Source organism: Acinetobacter sp. 22323 (assembly GCF_052044895.1).
Classification (GTDB): domain Bacteria; phylum Pseudomonadota; class Gammaproteobacteria; order Pseudomonadales; family Moraxellaceae; genus Acinetobacter; species Acinetobacter schindleri.
This window is the reverse complement of the sequence record NZ_JBQEOL010000011.1, coordinates 94,381-110,706: the sequence shown is the minus strand read 5'-3', so window position 1 is coordinate 110,706 and position 16,326 is coordinate 94,381. Positions and strand designations below refer to the sequence as shown.

Sequence of the window (16,326 nt, the reverse complement as noted above, 5' to 3'; positions counted from 1 at the left end):
TGAAAACAGATAGAAAACAGAAAGCCCTAAGTCAGTTATGGAGGAATTGAACCGAAAATAAAATATAAATGAGTTTCATGAAAGTGTCATATGGCTGGGGCAATATAGAGTCAACTGTGACCGGCTCAGGAAAATGACAGTCCTGAGAAAATGATCAATTTTATTGCAAAACATGAATGAAGTTGAGTGGATAAACGGTTTTTATTTAAATAAATTATTGATTTTTATTTTTTAGTTTTAACATTGATAGTATGTAGCTTTAGGATGAACGGCAGCAAGAAAGTCTAAAAAATTGGTCTATATGACGGCGCTTTGTCATATAATTGTCACAATTAAACTGAACAATATGGGGATTCTTGAATCCTCTATTCCTGCTTGCATGAATTCTAATCAAACTCCCTCAGGTTCAGCCCATCAGTCGCCTTCACATAAGTCGACTAATGTTCATGTGCCAACACCGAAATTTTTTATGCCGGTGTTTCTGACTGTAATTATTTCTACGCTGATTTATATCGGCTTTCAGTTGACTTCAGATCTGGCGCATGTTCCAGCAATCGGTCTGTATTCGATGATTCTTTTAGCCACAGCGCTATTTATTGCGCTGGGCTTTGAATTCGTCAATGGTTTTCACGATACAGCCAACGCGGTTGCCACCGTAATCTATACCAACGCATTGTCTGCACCGGTTGCAGTCATGTGGGCAGGTTTCTGTAATTTCCTTGGGGTAATGGTGGCCAGTGGTGCCGTTGCTTACGGGATCATTGCATTACTTCCTGTTGAACTGATTATGAACGTGGGTACAGGGGCCGGTTTTGCCATGGTCTTTGCCATGCTGATCGCCGCGATTCTCTGGAATCTGGGCACCTGGTTCCTGGGTATTCCTGCTTCTAGTTCACATACCCTGATTGGTTCGATTCTGGGTGTGGGTATCATGAACTATCTGCTCAATGCAGGTGGCGGTGCTTCCGGTGTGGACATGGAACAGGTGATGAAAGTCGGTAAGGCGCTGTTATTTTCGCCTTTGATCGGTTTTGCTTTTGCTGCAATCCTGTTCTTGCTGGTGAAAAAAATCTTCAGAAAGCAGCTAGAACTGTTTAAGCCACCTGAAGGTAACAAGCCACCACCACCACTGATTCGTGCCATTCTGATTTTTACCTGTACTGGTGTAAGCTTTGCCCACGGTTCAAATGATGGTCAAAAAGGTATGGGCCTGATCATGCTGATCTTGATCGGTTGTGTACCTTTGGCATACTCGTTAAACAAGAATCTTGATGCACAGCATATCCAGTCTTTCGGTCAGTTATCTGCTCAAACTGCTGATGTGATCTATCCACAGCATGATGATATTCCGGATGAGCAGGCACGTGCCGTAATTACCAAATATATTCAGACTAAAGAGTTAAATGCTGAAGTTGTGCCAGCATTGGCAAGCTTAACGGATCATTTGGGTGAAAAAGTCGGTTCATACACGAATATTAAAGATGTGCCTGAGGCGCAAGTTTCAGAATTCCGTAATGACATGTACTTGAGCACCACAGCATTTAAACGCTTGGATAAAGCAGAAGCTTTACCTGCGATGACTGCTGCACAGGAAAAAACAGTTGACGACTATCGTGATAACCTGGATTCATTCCTGCAATACATCCCGACTTGGGTAAAAGTGGCGGTTGCTTTGGCACTTGGTCTAGGTACCATGGTGGGCTGGAAACGTATTGTAGTGACTGTAGGTGAGCGTATTGGTAAACAACATATGACTTATGGTCAGGGGATGTCTGCGGAGCTGGTAGCCATGACTACAATTGCTGCTGCAGACGGTTTCGGTATGCCGGTATCAACGACTCATGTCCTGAACTCTGCGGTTGCAGGTACGATGGTAGCGAACAAGTCTGGCCTGAACTTCCAGATGGTGAAAACGATTCTCTCTGCCTGGGTGTTCACACTGCCAGCGACGATCTGTCTGTCAGGTGGTTTATACTGGGTACTGTTAAAAGTTTTCTAAGAAAATTTGATTTAAAAAACGCTGCTGAGGCAGCGTTTTTTATGACGTTTTGAAAAGTTTAAAAATCGAAAGGTTTTAAATTATGATAAAGGCGACAGGGATGTCGCGGTTAGGCTGTCTTGCGTAATTTTTTAAAGCAATACTTAAAAAATTACTCAGGATATATCATCAGCCTAACAAAAGATTTTTGTTACCTTGCGAAGACATGCTTCTCATATTTCAAAAGTAAAGAAAAAAAGAATGTATAGAATGGATCAACTTCAATCTGCTTAAAGTCCATTCATAAAAATTTGAAAGATTCAAAGCCTATATTGACCTCTTCCTTGCGCAGCAGTGCTGCTCATCTCCTAGGAGGAAAAAGAACTTTCAATTTACTTCTTCAACTTACCTAACAATCCTTTCGGCAACTTATCCGTCGCAAAACCATACAGCGCAGCAAATGGCAGTGCAGTACGTGCCAGATAAGCCACTCTCCATAAACCACCATGATTTGCACCGGACATCATCAGCTCAAGTGGATGATTCAGTTTTACATCTGGATTAGCAACAGACTCCGGATTACGCAGATCATGAATCCATAAGGCTGCCATAATCGCATTGGTAGTTTCTGGTGCAAAAGCTTCGACATCAAACAGGCTGGCACCATTAAACGCAGCTTTAAGCAGCGGATTCTTGGTTACAGAATAAGTGGTTGTAGAAGGTGCGATATTAATACTGACACGTTGGCCATTGGCACGTGCCAGTGTCGCACGCCACTGCTGGATACGTTTTGCCAGCGCATAGTTCGGGCCTTGTTCAACCACCAAGCAGTCACATATGCCATAGGATTGATCAGCAACTTTGAATAAATTTTGTGCATTTTTCTTAAAGAAATGTTTGCGTGAGATTAGCGAAATACCTTTGGTCAAAGTGCTTTCCAATTTAGACAGTTGCTGGTATTTGCTTTGTGATGCTTGAACCACTTCTTCTGGCACAGCATAGACGTCAGTTGGCGTGCACATATACATCAAACTGGTATTGGCTTTCTGCTCGCTAACGTGTTTCATGATTGCATCCATTGCCATGGAAACACGCACATGTTTTTCACCATCTAGATAGGCGATTGCTGCCAGATCCAGGTTTTGCTTGAACTGAATCAGCCATTGGGCAATTTCTGGAATTTGCATCAGCAGGTTGGCACCGAGCTTTTCTTTTAGAACTTCAATTGAAGTATCCGCTGGCAGAGTTTCAGCTGAAGGCGCATATAAAGTAGCATTACCTTCACTTACCGTATCCAGAATCTTGCTCCAGACACGGGTATTTGGCAGGTCAATTGCCACGATATTGGCTTTCCATTTAGATAACCAGGTCAGTGGACCCGCTTCAGAAGCAGCACCGAACAGCACCGTGGTACGATCTGACAGGTCAAACCATTCCGGATGGGCAATACATTCACGCAGGGCATGAGCATGACTTGGCTCGACGATACCACGTTCTTCCCATAGTTGGATCTGGTTCAGTAGGGCTTGTCCCTGCAATTTTTTACCATGATAAGGCACATACCATTCAGGAGCTTTTTCAGACTGACCTTTCAGCTGAAAGGTACTCAGGTTTTGCGCAGGTAAAGACATTACATCTTTGAGTAGATGCTTCTGGCCATCACGGTAATATTCAAAACTGGCATGCGCTGTTTCCAGACCTTGTTGGGCAATATTCAGTGCTGCACCTGGAGAGCGCAGGCCGTCTTCAACCAGATGTTTAAAGTGAACCGGATATTGCTTACGCCAGTTTTTTTCCTGTTGAGCTGCGCTGGCATGTACAGGATTAACAGCGTTTAAGGCTTCAGAAATGATAGTGCGGCCAATTTTTGAAGTGCTAGGTTTTTGTTGTGAAGCAGAAATAGGGAATTGAAGACCGTCTGGGGAATTGGACATGCAAAATATCTCGCGATTTACAGCAATTAATATACAGATGTATACATTATCACTGCAAAATCCACTCCAAGGTTGGCAATATATGACATCCTGACTTTTAAAATTATTACGAGATGTTTCGAAATAAAAGGAAGCATATGGCTTCCTTATCATCACTCGTTTAAAAAACTAATTCTCAGTACCCTTGATGAATGAAAGAATCTAGAAGGGGAGTTGAGCCAGTTTATTCAGGAAGTGTGGAATAAGGCGAGGTTCCAGGATAATGGTCATAATCACACCATAAGCCGCCCCCCAAAGGTGGGCGCTGTGATTGATATTGCTGTTCCCGCGTTTGCCAGACCAGACACTATAAGCGACATAAAGTACTGCAAAAATAATGGCCGGCACAGGAATAAAAAACACGAAAATTAGTTTCCATGGCTCAAACAGAATATAGGCAAATAATACTGCTGATACTGCACCCGAGGCACCCAGACTTGCCCAGCGTGGATTATTTTTATTTTGCAGATAACTCGGAATAATGGCTGCAATCAGACCACCCAGATAGAACAGGACAAAGCCCAGATCATAAAGATACTGGCGATAAAAGCTCTCGATAATACTACCAAAGAAGAACAGCGTAATCATATTGAACAGTAGATGTGTGCCATCTGCATGAATAAAGCCATGCGAAATAAAACGGTCATATTGACCACGTTGAATTGCTGGTGGCCAGAAAATCAGACGGTTCATGACCTGCTCTTTGGAAAAGGCAATAAAAGAGATGATGCAGGTAATCAGAATAAGGGTAACGGTATGATTAAAGGGTAAATGCAGCATAGACGGCAGTTCTAATTCTGAAGTAGTGATCCCTAATCTTGCCATTATTCTGACATTTAGGTAGTACTTTTATAATAAATCCGACAATTTTAGTTGAAATTTTAAATTTACCCCGCATCTTCAGTTAAAATGGCAGCTTCAGCTTGAGGAAATTATTGTTATGTCGACTGAGAACAGCAGCACTGCAGTTACAGAAGAAATTCCAAATCTATTGATTACACCGACTGCACAAGAGTATTTAAAGGATCTACTGGAAAAGCAAAATACACCAGGTATTGGTGTACGCGTTTTCGTGGAAAATCCGGGTACACCGCGCGCTGAATGTTGCATGGCTTATAGTGCACCAGATGAAGTTGTACCGACAGATTACAAACAGGATTATCCAGAATTTCCTGCGTACATCGATACTCCATCTATTCCTTATTTGCTTGATGCAGTAATTGATTACAACAAAGACCGTTTTGGTGGTCAGCTGACTTTCCGCGCACCAAACTCTAAAGTGCCACGTGTAGGTCCTGATGCCTCTGTAGAAGAACGTATCACTTACGTGCTTCAGTCAGAAATTAATCCAGGTCTGGCAGGTCATGGTGGTAACTGTGCACTGGTTGAAGTGGTTGAAGATCCTGAACACGGTTTGACTGCTGTACTTAAATTTGGCGGCGGCTGTCAGGGCTGTTCAGCAATTGACGTGACTTTGAAACAAGGCGTTGAAACGACTTTGAAACAGCACGTTCCAGAACTTGCACGTGTGGTTGACCAGACTGACCATAGTCAGGCTGAAGGTGCATACTTCAAGTAAGTAGCGAATAAAATTTAGCTTATAAAAAAGGCCTCAAATATTGAGGTCTTTTTTTTATTTGTATTTAATAATGATAATAATTATCAATAGTAATTGTATTTAGAGTAACATTTGATACAATGCGTCACAATTCCATCAATATTTCTTCATAAATCTACTTTTGGGGCGTAAATAGAGTATGAACACACCGTTTTTGAAATCGACGTTAGCTTTTGCAATCGGCTCGGCAATGGCGGGCAATACATTTGCAGTAGAAGTTGGTGCTCCACAAGTTGAAGCTGCGAAACTGCAAACGATTGTGGTAACTGCAACAGGTTATGAACAAGACCTGGCTAAAGCACCTGCATCCATTACGGTCATTGATCGTGAAGAATTAGAAAAGCGTGAATATAACGACATTACCGATGTATTGCGTAATACGCCAGGGGTCGTAGTTTCAGGTGCAGGTTCTGCACAGACCATCAGTATTCGTGGCATGAGCTCAAATTACACCTTGTTTCTAGTAGATGGTAAGCGTCAATATGGTAAAGATGTGAACCCAAATGGTGATGACGGTGGTTTTGAAAAAAATATCCTGCCACCAATTGCCGCAATTGAACGTATTGAAATTATCCGTGGTCCAGCATCAACTCTTTATGGCACAGACGCCATGGGCGGGGTAGTCAATATCATTACCAAAAAAGTGTCTGATGAATGGTCTGGCAATATTGAGTTAGGGACCATCATTCAGGATAGTAACCGCTCAGGTGATATCAAAAATGGTTCTGTATATCTTGCCGGTCCTTTAATTGCAGATAAGCTTGGCTTGCAACTGACAGTCAATAAGCAGGAACGTAATGAAGATCGTTATATTGGCGGCTTCCGTGGCACCGAGCGTGAAAGCTTAAACTCGCGTTTGACCTATGCGATTAATGATGATCATGATGTACAAGTTGAAGCCAATTTTGTGCAACAGGAATCTACGACTTCAGTCGGTAAAACGGTAGCACCCGCTCAAGGTGCTGCAGATTCGTTCTCGCGCAATTATCGTAATGTTTATTCAGTAACTCATAATGGCCGTTATAACGATAACTTGGACAGTTCATCATATATTCAATATGAAAATTCAAAAAATCCGGATCGAGGCAATACGGAACTGGGTACCAAAGGAATTACCTTAGATACCTGGACTGCTAACAGTCAATGGAATTTGTTGTTGGGTGACCATACTTTATCATTTGGTGGATATTTTAAAGATGAAAAGCTCGAAGATAAAGCCACTAACCGTAATCCGAATTCACCTGAGTTTAGTGAATTGACGCGCTGGTCTGCTGCAGCGTTCTTGGAAGATACCTGGAGCATGACAGATCGTTTCGATTTAACAGCCGGCTTACGTTATGACCATGATGAAAACTATAGTGGTCATTTATCACCACGTCTGTATGGGGTGTACGCTATAAATGATAATTTTGTTGTAAAAGGCGGTGTAGCTACAGGTTATAAACAACCTGATATTCGTGCAGCCACTGAAGGTTTCTATAGTGTTACCGGTGGTAGCGGTTCACCATTACCAACAGGGCGTGGCATCATTCGTGCGAATCCGGATTTAGAACCTGAATCGAGTCTATCTACTGAACTGGGCTTCAACTGGAAAAATGATTATATCAGTACTTCTATTACCGGCTTTATCACTAAATATGAAGACCGTATTACCGAAGTGCGTGCCTGTGAAACCGATACCGGTGGTACAACGACAAACCGAAATAACTGGCAAAACTGGACATGTTTCGAAGGAGACACGCCGTTTTACTTCATCAGTGAGCGTATTAACGTGGATGAAGCAGAAATTCGTGGTGTGGAAGCTACTTTAGAAGCTACTTTAAATGACTATACGACATTAACTGCAAATTATACTTATACAGATTCCGAGTTTAAGTCGGGTGATTTTAAAGGTCAGCCACTGAACCAGATGCCAGAACATATGTTCAATATCGGGGTAGATTATGAATTAAGCGATGCATTAAATGTATGGAGCCGCTTGCACCATCGTTCTGAAACATCTGCTTACCTGAGTCGTACCTCTATAGCCCAGCCGAATCCAGGCTATCAATTTATAGACCTTGGTTTTAACTACAAATTTAGCCCGAGCCTGACAGGTAAATTTGGGGTCTATAATCTGCTGGATGAAAAAGCAGAAGATATTGATGGTGACCAATTATTAGATGGTCGTCGTTACGGTATCAGCTTAAATGCAAAATTCTAAATCTGTGAGTATAAAAAAAGCCGCGTGAAGCGGCTTTTTTTATACTTCAATCTTTAAGATATTCAGTGTACTTTTGGAATAATAAAACTGTTCCAGATATTGGCGTGCACGTTCACGTAAATAGCCTTGTGAAATCATCTGCTGAATAATCGGTGTCAGCAAGGCATTCAGTTCATGCTGAATCAGCGACTCATCGATATTCAGATCACGAAGTAGCAGATCAAAAGTGTGCTCCTGATTACGGACATACCAGGCATGTACGCCATCCTGTATCTGCTGTTGCAGATAATCGGTCTGGCGCATGTGATCCCAGATTTCATGGCCCAAATTCACAGTCTGGGTCAGATCTTGTACTTCAATATAATTCTTTAATACGGACAGAGGCATGTCTTTGATTTTATGCCAGAGATTCGCTTGAAAATGATAGAGTTTTTCATCATCAAAATGCTGGTTCAGGATATTTTCACTCAACTGGCCAAGCTTGAGAATATTCTTTTGCAAGTATTTGGCAATGGTATTGTCCAGACTGGTATCAGTGACATTTTCCAGTACAGACTTGCCCATTTTCATAAAGCGGGAAACGCCGGGTACGCTTTTGGCAATCACCGAATTATCCAGATAATCCTGAATTGAATGCTGGATCAATTGGCTGATCATGGCAGAGAAGGCCGGATTACTCACTACTTTCTTGATCAGGCGCTGACGATGACCACTTTTACTTGCGACATACTGAGCAATCTTATCAATGGTCAGTACAGGAATCACATCGGCAATCTTGGTATTGTCATTTGCAGGGTGGACCAGAGCAAAACGGATATGTTCTGCAATCTGTTCAATCAGAAAAGAGCTGGCTGCTGTGCCTAATATTTGTTTTTGCAATAGCAGGTTAATTTGCATCGGACTCCACAGATCTTTCAGGGTCTGTTTGCGGAACCAGAGATAAAAAGTCTGAAACTCATTTTGAATCGTTTCAGATTGAACAAATGACTGATCTAGAAAGTCAAGCTGAGCTTCGATCAATTGCTCAATCATCGGGTGTTTCTGCATATTGATTCTAAAAGTTAATTTAAAGGGATGAGTTTATCAGCAAGTGGATTTTTTAGTGTCTGTGTCTTTGCAAGAAAAGGTAAATAATACTGTGCAACCTGTCTTTCTGCTTCAAGAATCGGTATATGACCAACATTGTTCAGAATAACTGGTGTTTCGGCACGTTTAAATAAGGAGTGCAGCTCTTTAGCCACCTCAACATTAATAATACGATCCTGCTTACCCCATAAAATCAGCGTTGGTGCTTCTACAGTACGGGTCAAACGAGCAAATGTTTCCGGGGTATAGATCCGGCTCAGCATGACAATTTGATCAATGGCTTTGCTGGTCTGCTCGGAACGGGAAATCAGCAGTTTTTCCTGGGCGTGTTTTAACTGATCTGAGAGAGCGGGCGGATGCTGCATCAGTTTATGACTGACATCTTCCAGATCTCCCGGTTTGCTTACAATCAGGTTCTTTAAAGCATATGGATCACGGGTATAGCGCGTATTGGCGTTTTTATAGATTCCGGCACTATTCAGTAAGAACAGGCTTTGCGTATCGAAAGGATATTGAGAAGCATAAACTGTGGCAATCGACCCCCCTAGAGAATGTCCAGCAACATGCAGATTCTCATCGACATCCAAAGCTTCCAGAAAGATACGCAGTTGAGAGGTTACATTCGGTACTGAGAAATCAAAATCTGCGGGTGTACGGGTGTCACCATTATTGGGTAAATCTGGAACGATCACATGATAATAAGGGGTAAGAAACCGTGCGACACGATTCCAGTCGTCTTTGGTGCCCGCCAGACCATGAATCAGTAAAATAGAGGGTTTATTGACATTCCCGCCCTCGTTATAGCTCCAGGAAATATGACCGACTTTCAGCGTTTTGCTTTTCAGACCCGCCTGTAGCCGTTCCTGAACCAGATACTGGCTAAGAATATTATTGCCTGGCTGAGCACGCGTAGGAAAACTGACTTGGGCCTGACTTAGTGTGCTGAAGCTTGGGGCTAATATTAGGGTCATGGCGCAGAGTAATTTTGAGCGCTTTATTAATTTTCTTATCATGGCGTCACATTCCTTGTCTTGCATCCAGTGTACTGTTCAAAACAGTTTTATCCTGAAGCAAATCCACCTTGTTCGGATAAAATCATAGAGTTATTTCTATTGTAAATAATTGTGAAGTAATGTCACCAATAAGTTATCCACATAAGTGAAAAAAATTCAGTTTTCATGTGAACTCTGATTAAAATTGAAATATTAGTGTGATACAGGTCTACTGATAGAAATTTAGACAAGCTGATTTTTTGCAAGTGACATTCATAAATCAGAGGATTAAAATATTGCAACTTAAAACAACGGTGGTAAACACGAATGCTCACAGCTCAGGAAGCTATAGAACGTCTTAAAAAGGGTAACCAACGCTTTGTCAACGGTGAAACGCAGCATTTAAAATTATTATCGCATCAGCAACGTGCTGAAATGGCAGAAAGTCAGGAACCATTTGCTATTGTTTTAGGATGTTCAGATTCACGTGTGCCAGCAGAAATGGTATTTGACCAAGGTTTGGGTGATCTGTTTGTCATTCGCGTAGCAGGGAATATTGTCGCGCCGTCTCAGGTTGGTAGTGTTGAGTTTGCTGCAGAAAGCTTTGGTTGTCCTGTAGTCATTGTTTTGGGTCATACACATTGTGGCGCAATTCATTCTACGATTGAAGCACTGACCAATCCGGCAACTCCGCCATCTGCAAATCTGATGTCAATTGTTAACCGTGTACGTCCATCAGTTGAAATTCTAATGCAGACTGAACTGAAGGATGACCTGAACAAACTGTCTAAGCATGCAGTACGTTCGAATGTATTTGCTTCTGTGAACCAGTTACGTCATGGTTCAGCAGTACTGGAAAATCTCATTGCACAAGGCAAATTACTGGTGGTGGGTGCTGAATACTCACTGGAAACTGGTGAAGTCACCTTTTTTGATTTCTAATTTGAATCTTAAGAATGAATGATATTAAAGGCGCTTTAGAGGGCGCCTTTAATATATGGATAAGCATTGTTTAACAGGGTACTTTGTGCCTTGGCATTTGGATGTACCAGATCCTGTTGCATCAAGTTTTTATTTCCTGCCACCCCATTCAAAAAGAATGGTAACAATTTCACTTTATATTGCTGGCTCACCACCTTGTAATTATTTTCAAAAGCTTTTGTATAACTTTGACCATAATTTGGCGGCATTTTCATGCCAAAAAGAATGACTTTTGCTTTGGCTTTCTGACTTTGCTGAACCAGATTTGCCAGATTTTTCTGAATCATCTGTGGCGGCTGACCACGTAGGCCATCATTACCACCCAGTTCAATCACGACAATATGTGGCTTGTGGGTCTGGAGGAGTTTAGGCAGACGTGCCAGTGCACCGCTGGTGGTTTCACCGCTCACACTTGCATTGACCACTTTATGCTGTTTCGGATACTGTTGGTTTAAACGTTTTTGCAACAGATTGACCCAACCCTGTTCAGGTTGAATACCATAACCCGCACTTAAGCTGTCACCCAGAATCATAATGGTCTTTGCTGAAACCAGCACCGGCATCAGGCACAGGCCAAACAGTGCTAAGCTGCGGAATAGATAAGACTTTAGAATTTGAATATTCAGATGCATAGGAAAAGTATGATTCAAGATCGCCAGAAAGCTACCATCATGCCACAGCCAATAATTTCTGCTCAACAATTGACACAAAAGATACAACTATCACAAAAACAGTTGACGATTTTTGAGGACCTCAATCTGGAGATTCTGGCTGGAGAACAGGTAGCGATTACCGGACGATCCGGCTCTGGGAAATCCACCTTACTGGGCATACTGGCAACCTTGGATCAGGCCAGTTCAGGTCAGTTAAAGGTCTGTGGCGAATCCATTACTGAAATGAATGAAGAACAGCGAGCCAAGGTCAGACTGGAAAATATCGGTTTTGTGTTTCAGTCTTTTCAGCTGTTGCCACACCTGACTGCATTAGAAAATGTGATGTTGCCCTTACGTTTACAGCCAAATTTCAATTATGCCGCAGCTGAACAAAAGGCATTGAATCTGTTGCAAAGAGTAGGGCTGGACCGTCAGGCCCAGCAAACCCCTAAAGTGCTTTCTGGCGGGGAACAGCAACGTGTTGCGATTGCCCGTGCTCTGGTCAGTGAGCCAAAAATCATTTTTGCTGATGAACCGACTGGTAATCTGGATGGGGAGACCGCCAAGGAAATTGAACAGCTGTTATTTCAGTTAAACCATGAATTGGGTACCACTTTAATTCTCGTGACCCATGACCAGAAACTGGCGCAACTGTGCCAGCGTCATTTTGAGTTAAGCAATGGTCAGTTAACTGAACATGTGAATGGAGGATGATATGAACCTCTTCCGTCCTTTACTGACTCAAAGTTTTAAGACTACGGGCATTTATCTGCTGATTATTGCATTGACCCTGGCAATTAGCGCGACCACAGCGCTTAAGTTCAGTAATGAGCAGATTCAGAATGCCGTGGCATTGCAAGCTGCGGAAATGCTGGCTGGAGATCTGCTACTCAGTAATAACGAGCCAATCGAAGATGCTTGGCGAGAAAAGGCTGATCAGCTGGGTTTGCAGCAATCGGAGGTTACTGTATTTGGCAGTATGGCACATATCAATGACGAATTTGTCATGGTCAATGTCAAAGCGATTGATACTGCTTTTCCTTTACGCGGTGAGCTAAGAGTCAAACCTGAAGCTAAACAATTAAAACCGGGTGAAATCTGGCTCAGTCAGCGTGCCATGGATCTGCTCAAAGTTAAAGTGGGGGATCAGGTCAATATTGCCGATGCCTCATTCAAGATTACTGCCGTGATTGACTATGACTCTAATCAGGAATTAGGCTTCTCAGGTTTCTCACCGACCGTAATTATCTCTCAGGCAGATGTGGCACGAACCAATGCGATTCAGGTTGGTAGCCGGATTGATTATCGCCTGCTCATGGCAGGTGATCCGGACAGCGTTCAAACCTATCAAAAAGACTTTAAGGAGATTGTTAAACCGGGTGTGAATACAGAAGCTGAGGAACAACAGTTTGAGGAGCAGAATAGTCGGCGTCTAAGAAATGCCAGTGAAAGCAATACCCGTTTGATGAAGCCGATTGCTAATCTGGATACCTTTTTGCAGTTGGCAAATATTTTGACCATCTTGCTTTGTGGTATCGCGATTGCCTTAACCGCACAGCGCTATGTACAGCAGAATCAGGATCATATTGCGTTAATGCGTTGTATCGGCGCGACGAAACAGCAAATTCTGGCGGCTTATCTGGCATTACTTGGACTGGTACTGGCAATCGCAATGCTCATAGGCACCATTGTTGGCATCAGTTTAGGTTATGCTTTGCTGCAACTCATGTTACAGCTGATTCCACATCTGCAGCTGCAATTCTCGGCAATGGCGATGCTATCAGGTCCATTACCGATTGCGATGCTGACCAGTGCTGTGGTGTTGCTTGGTTTTGTGCTGCCAAGTTTGTGGCAACTACTCAATACTGCACCGATCCGGGTTATCCGTCAGGAAGAAAAATCCGTACATTCCATGTTGTGGATGCTGGTGAGTGGGACACTGAGCCTGATTATTTTCAGTGTGGTGCTCACCGAGAATATTGTATTAACGGCTTGGGTAATTGGTGCCATTATTCTGCTTTGCGCTGTGCTGTATCTCACCGTATGGGGCTTGCTGAAAGTCCTGCGTAATACAAAATCCCGGATTTCTGCTTATGTACGGACACCGTATCAGACTGCATTACAGATCACCGCTTTGGCACTGGGCCTGAGTCTGATTACTGTATTAGCCGTATTGCGTACCGATCTACTGGAACGCTGGCAACAGCAGTTACCAGAAGGTACACCGAACCAGTTTGTCTATGGCTTGCCGCCTTTTGAGATGCCACAGTTGAGGGCCGAGTTAGAGCAAAATGGCTGGAACAGTACGCCGCTATATCCGAATATTCGTGGCCGTCTGATTGCCAAAAATGATCAGCCATTTGCTGCAGACTTAGTCAAAAAGAGTAATACACTACGCCGTGAACTGAACCTGACCCAGACCGATCAGTATCCACAAGACAATGTGATTTTAAGTGGCGAAGCGCAATTGAAACAGCCGGGAGAAGTTTCAGTTGAAGCCACGACTGCGGAAGAACTGGGAATCAAGATTGGAGATAAGCTGACGTTTAGCTTACCTGAGGGACCACTGGAAGCCAAAGTGGTGAATCTGCGTAGTGTGGAGTGGGAAAGCTTTAGTCCGAATTTTTTCTTTATCTTTACTCCGAATACCATGGATGCCAATGCCGGTAGTTATCTGGGCAGTTTCTATGTGCCGGAACAGGAACGACCAAAACTGGTTCAGCTGATCCAGCAGTTTTCTAATACGGTCTTTATCGATGTCAGCCTGATTCTGAACGAGATCAAGCGTATTGTGAATGTATTGGTGCAGATCGTGACTATCCTGGCCTTACTGGTGAGTGTGGCCGGAATACTGGTTCTGATTGCCTGTCTGAATCTGCTCATGGATGAACGTAAGCGAGAGGTGGCTTTACTTCGCTCATTCGGAAGTTCCAAACAGAAACTGAAAACCATGCTTAGTCTGGAAATTGGTTTTATTGGTCTATGTGCCGGAATTGTATCTTGCCTGTTTGCCGAAGTGATTAGCGCCGTCGCCAGTTACCGCATGGAATTACCGATTCAGCCACACTGGGAAATCTGGCTGATTCTTCCGATCTTTATGACTTTACTCTGTGCACTGATTGGTCGTTATCGACTGAGTTATCTGAGTGATATTCCACCGCTGCAAAGTCTGCGCGAACTGAATCAATAAAAATTGAAAATGCGTCAGTTACAGTTTTAACTGCTGACGCATCATCTCCAGAATTTCCTGCCAGAGCGGCTTAATAGGATCAATCTGGATCAAGTTATATTGATAAAGCCCATAGCAGGCTGCTAAAGCAGCTATGAGTGCGATGAATTGAATAAAACCTGCGCGTTGTAGCTTTTGCCCGGCATACCAGAGTACAGCCAGCACAGCGCCCATAATCATGCCACCAATATGTGCAGCATTGTTAATGCCAGCAATCATAAACCCCATAAACAGGTTAATCCCCATCACCATCAGCAGGGTTTTTTTATCTAAAATAAAGCGCTGACGTGGAAGAACTGGCAGAATCGACAAGATTGTCAGTGCACCGCCCAGGCCCATGACAGCACCCGATGCACCAGCACTTACGCTTGGTAAAAGTCCTGGATTGGCGACCCCACCTTCAATTAAGGCATAACTATCCTGAATATTCATATAACCGCTGAACAGACTGCCCATCAGCCCAGCACAAAGATAGAGGCCAACAAAATACCAGCGCCCAAATAGCTGTTCTGCCACGCTGCCAAAAATATAAAGCGCCCACATGTTTAACATTAAGTGAATCAGGCCAAAATGAAAAAACATGCTGCTGAATACGCGAATGGGTTCCGCCAGATAAGTAAAAGGTGCATAATCAGCACCCCAGCGGATGGCATCTTGCGTACTTGGATGGCTGGCATCTGTGCCAGTAAAAATCTGCCAGGCAAACAATCCGACATTCACTGCAATCAATACCGCAGTAAACCACCAGGTGTGGACGTCCAGTTTACGGTGAATGGAAGGAGGTGCGTATTCAGACATGCTATTCTTGCGCTGTATGAGATATTTCAAATAAGCTTAACACGAAAAAATAACATCTTCAGGAGTAACCCACTGACATGAAAGCTTTTCTAATCCGAATATTCTTGCTGCTGTTCAGTGTGGTTTTATGTATTCAACTCTGGATCTTTGCCAGCCTGGCCTGGTGGCGTTTTAATCCGGTCAATACCACGATGATGATGCGGATCGATTATTGGACTGAACCCTCCAAGCCCATTCAACACCAATGGCGTCCTTATGATGAGATCAGTACCAATCTGAAAAAAGCAGTGGTGACTGCGGAAGATGGAAAATTTGTGCATCATCATGGTTTTGACTGGGATGGGATTCAAACAGCTTTAAGCCGTAATAAAGAGCAGGGTAAAGTTGTTGCGGGGGGATCTACCATTTCCCAGCAGCTGGCAAAAAATCTGTTCCTGTTCAACAAACGTTCTTTCCTGCGTAAAGGTCAGGAAGCGGTTGCCACCTGGATGATGGAACGCATGTGGTCGAAAGAGCGTATTCTTGAAGTGTATTTAAACTCGATTGAGTTTGGTCATCATATTTACGGGGTGGAAGCGGCCGCCAAACATTATTTTGGTAAAACTTCAGAAAGTCTGACCAGAGAAGAGGCAATTTTCTTGGCGGCAATTTTGACCAATCCAAAATATTTTGAAGAAAATCGCAATGCTTCTGCTTTAAAAGCACGTAAACGCATGATTCAACGTTATATACGCTATGCAGAATTACCCTGACAGTAAAAAATCGTTATAAAAAAAATTGCCATAAAGCCCGAGAATTCGGGCTTTTTTTATGAA

General features: G+C 43.1%; 13 protein-coding genes. 7 read left to right on the top strand and 6 right to left on the bottom strand.

All coding sequences use genetic code 11. The annotated features are described in order from the left end of the window. Positions 1–379 precede the first annotated feature (379 nt). A complete protein-coding gene (locus ACTJIX_RS09360; protein WP_017401556.1) occupies positions 380–1,999 on the top strand; it encodes an inorganic phosphate transporter in 1,620 nt (539 codons plus the stop codon). A gap of 371 nt (positions 2,000–2,370) precedes the next feature. Here ACTJIX_RS09360 and ACTJIX_RS09355 read toward each other — a convergent pair whose 3' ends face one another. Beyond that, positions 2,371–3,912: a hypothetical protein gene (locus tag ACTJIX_RS09355; RefSeq protein WP_440611377.1), complete on the bottom strand. Its 1,542-nt coding sequence runs from the start codon at positions 3,910–3,912 to the stop codon at positions 2,371–2,373. A 201-nt stretch (positions 3,913–4,113) separates the two neighbouring features. Then, positions 4,114–4,731, bottom strand: coding sequence for a rhomboid family intramembrane serine protease (locus tag ACTJIX_RS09350; RefSeq protein ID WP_008304768.1), 618 nt, complete (start codon positions 4,729–4,731; stop codon positions 4,114–4,116). 160 nt (positions 4,732–4,891) lie between these two features. Here ACTJIX_RS09350 and nfuA point away from each other — a divergent pair, with 160 nt between their 5' ends. Together nfuA and ACTJIX_RS09340 are read left to right on the top strand one after the other, a co-directional pair. Beyond that, complete coding sequence (nfuA, locus tag ACTJIX_RS09345) at positions 4,892–5,530, top strand: Fe-S biogenesis protein NfuA (protein ID WP_004810902.1); 639 nt, start codon at positions 4,892–4,894, stop codon at positions 5,528–5,530. 178 nt (positions 5,531–5,708) lie between these two features. Then, on the top strand, positions 5,709–7,772 hold the full coding sequence (locus ACTJIX_RS09340; RefSeq protein WP_262467323.1) for a TonB-dependent receptor domain-containing protein: 2,064 nt from the start codon (positions 5,709–5,711) through the stop codon (positions 7,770–7,772). Between the two features lie 39 nt (positions 7,773–7,811). On the opposite strand, the gene ACTJIX_RS09335 is transcribed toward ACTJIX_RS09340, so the two are convergent. Beyond that, entirely contained in the window at positions 7,812–8,819 is a 1,008-nt protein-coding gene (locus ACTJIX_RS09335) for a hypothetical protein (protein WP_262467325.1), read from the bottom strand. Between the two features lie 14 nt (positions 8,820–8,833). Next, positions 8,834–9,871: an alpha/beta fold hydrolase gene (locus ACTJIX_RS09330; RefSeq protein WP_004810894.1), complete on the bottom strand. Its 1,038-nt coding sequence runs from the start codon at positions 9,869–9,871 to the stop codon at positions 8,834–8,836. Between the two features lie 306 nt (positions 9,872–10,177). On the opposite strand from ACTJIX_RS09330, the gene ACTJIX_RS09325 reads away from it, so the two are divergent. Continuing rightward, the gene (locus ACTJIX_RS09325; RefSeq protein WP_004810892.1) at positions 10,178–10,792 is read left to right on the top strand and encodes a carbonic anhydrase; all 615 of its coding nucleotides are present in this window, start codon (positions 10,178–10,180) and stop codon (positions 10,790–10,792) included. 35 nt (positions 10,793–10,827) lie between these two features. Here ACTJIX_RS09325 and ACTJIX_RS09320 read toward each other — a convergent pair whose 3' ends face one another. Further along, positions 10,828–11,394: an arylesterase gene (locus tag ACTJIX_RS09320; RefSeq protein ID WP_392388380.1), complete on the bottom strand. Its 567-nt coding sequence runs from the start codon at positions 11,392–11,394 to the stop codon at positions 10,828–10,830. Between the two features lie 78 nt (positions 11,395–11,472). On the opposite strand from ACTJIX_RS09320, the gene ACTJIX_RS09315 reads away from it, so the two are divergent. Beyond that, positions 11,473–12,198: an ABC transporter ATP-binding protein gene (locus ACTJIX_RS09315; protein ID WP_262467327.1), complete on the top strand. Its 726-nt coding sequence runs from the start codon at positions 11,473–11,475 to the stop codon at positions 12,196–12,198. A 1-nt stretch (position 12,199) separates the two neighbouring features. Next, entirely contained in the window at positions 12,200–14,674 is a 2,475-nt protein-coding gene (locus tag ACTJIX_RS09310; protein WP_440611376.1) for an ABC transporter permease, read from the top strand. A gap of 18 nt (positions 14,675–14,692) precedes the next feature. On the opposite strand, the gene ACTJIX_RS09305 is transcribed toward ACTJIX_RS09310, so the two are convergent. Next, positions 14,693–15,511 (bottom strand): rhomboid family intramembrane serine protease, encoded by an 819-nt coding sequence (locus ACTJIX_RS09305; RefSeq protein ID WP_440611375.1) that lies wholly within the window; start codon positions 15,509–15,511, stop codon positions 14,693–14,695. Between the two features lie 77 nt (positions 15,512–15,588). Between ACTJIX_RS09305 and mtgA the strand changes: the two genes are divergently transcribed. Continuing rightward, complete coding sequence (gene mtgA / locus ACTJIX_RS09300; protein WP_440611374.1) at positions 15,589–16,263, top strand: monofunctional biosynthetic peptidoglycan transglycosylase; 675 nt, start codon at positions 15,589–15,591, stop codon at positions 16,261–16,263. The last annotated feature ends 63 nt before the right edge of the window (positions 16,264–16,326 follow it).

What these genes read in the sequence shown, in the direction of transcription:
- ACTJIX_RS09360 (WP_017401556.1), top strand. Translation starts at nt 380, where the DNA reads ATGAATTCTAATCAAACTCCCTCAGGTTCAGCCCATCAGTCGCCTTCA.
- ACTJIX_RS09355 (WP_440611377.1), bottom strand. Translation starts at nt 3,912, where the DNA reads ATGTCCAATTCCCCAGACGGTCTTCAATTCCCTATTTCTGCTTCACAA.
- ACTJIX_RS09350 (WP_008304768.1), bottom strand. Translation starts at nt 4,731, where the DNA reads ATGCTGCATTTACCCTTTAATCATACCGTTACCCTTATTCTGATTACC.
- nfuA (WP_004810902.1), top strand. Translation starts at nt 4,892, where the DNA reads ATGTCGACTGAGAACAGCAGCACTGCAGTTACAGAAGAAATTCCAAAT.
- ACTJIX_RS09340 (WP_262467323.1), top strand. Translation starts at nt 5,709, where the DNA reads ATGAACACACCGTTTTTGAAATCGACGTTAGCTTTTGCAATCGGCTCG.
- ACTJIX_RS09335 (WP_262467325.1), bottom strand. Translation starts at nt 8,819, where the DNA reads ATGCAGAAACACCCGATGATTGAGCAATTGATCGAAGCTCAGCTTGAC.
- ACTJIX_RS09330 (WP_004810894.1), bottom strand. Translation starts at nt 9,871, where the DNA reads ATGATAAGAAAATTAATAAAGCGCTCAAAATTACTCTGCGCCATGACC.
- ACTJIX_RS09325 (WP_004810892.1), top strand. Translation starts at nt 10,178, where the DNA reads ATGCTCACAGCTCAGGAAGCTATAGAACGTCTTAAAAAGGGTAACCAA.
- ACTJIX_RS09320 (WP_392388380.1), bottom strand. Translation starts at nt 11,394, where the DNA reads ATGCCGGTGCTGGTTTCAGCAAAGACCATTATGATTCTGGGTGACAGC.
- ACTJIX_RS09315 (WP_262467327.1), top strand. Translation starts at nt 11,473, where the DNA reads ATGATTCAAGATCGCCAGAAAGCTACCATCATGCCACAGCCAATAATT.
- ACTJIX_RS09310 (WP_440611376.1), top strand. Translation starts at nt 12,200, where the DNA reads ATGAACCTCTTCCGTCCTTTACTGACTCAAAGTTTTAAGACTACGGGC.
- ACTJIX_RS09305 (WP_440611375.1), bottom strand. Translation starts at nt 15,511, where the DNA reads ATGTCTGAATACGCACCTCCTTCCATTCACCGTAAACTGGACGTCCAC.
- mtgA (WP_440611374.1), top strand. Translation starts at nt 15,589, where the DNA reads ATGAAAGCTTTTCTAATCCGAATATTCTTGCTGCTGTTCAGTGTGGTT.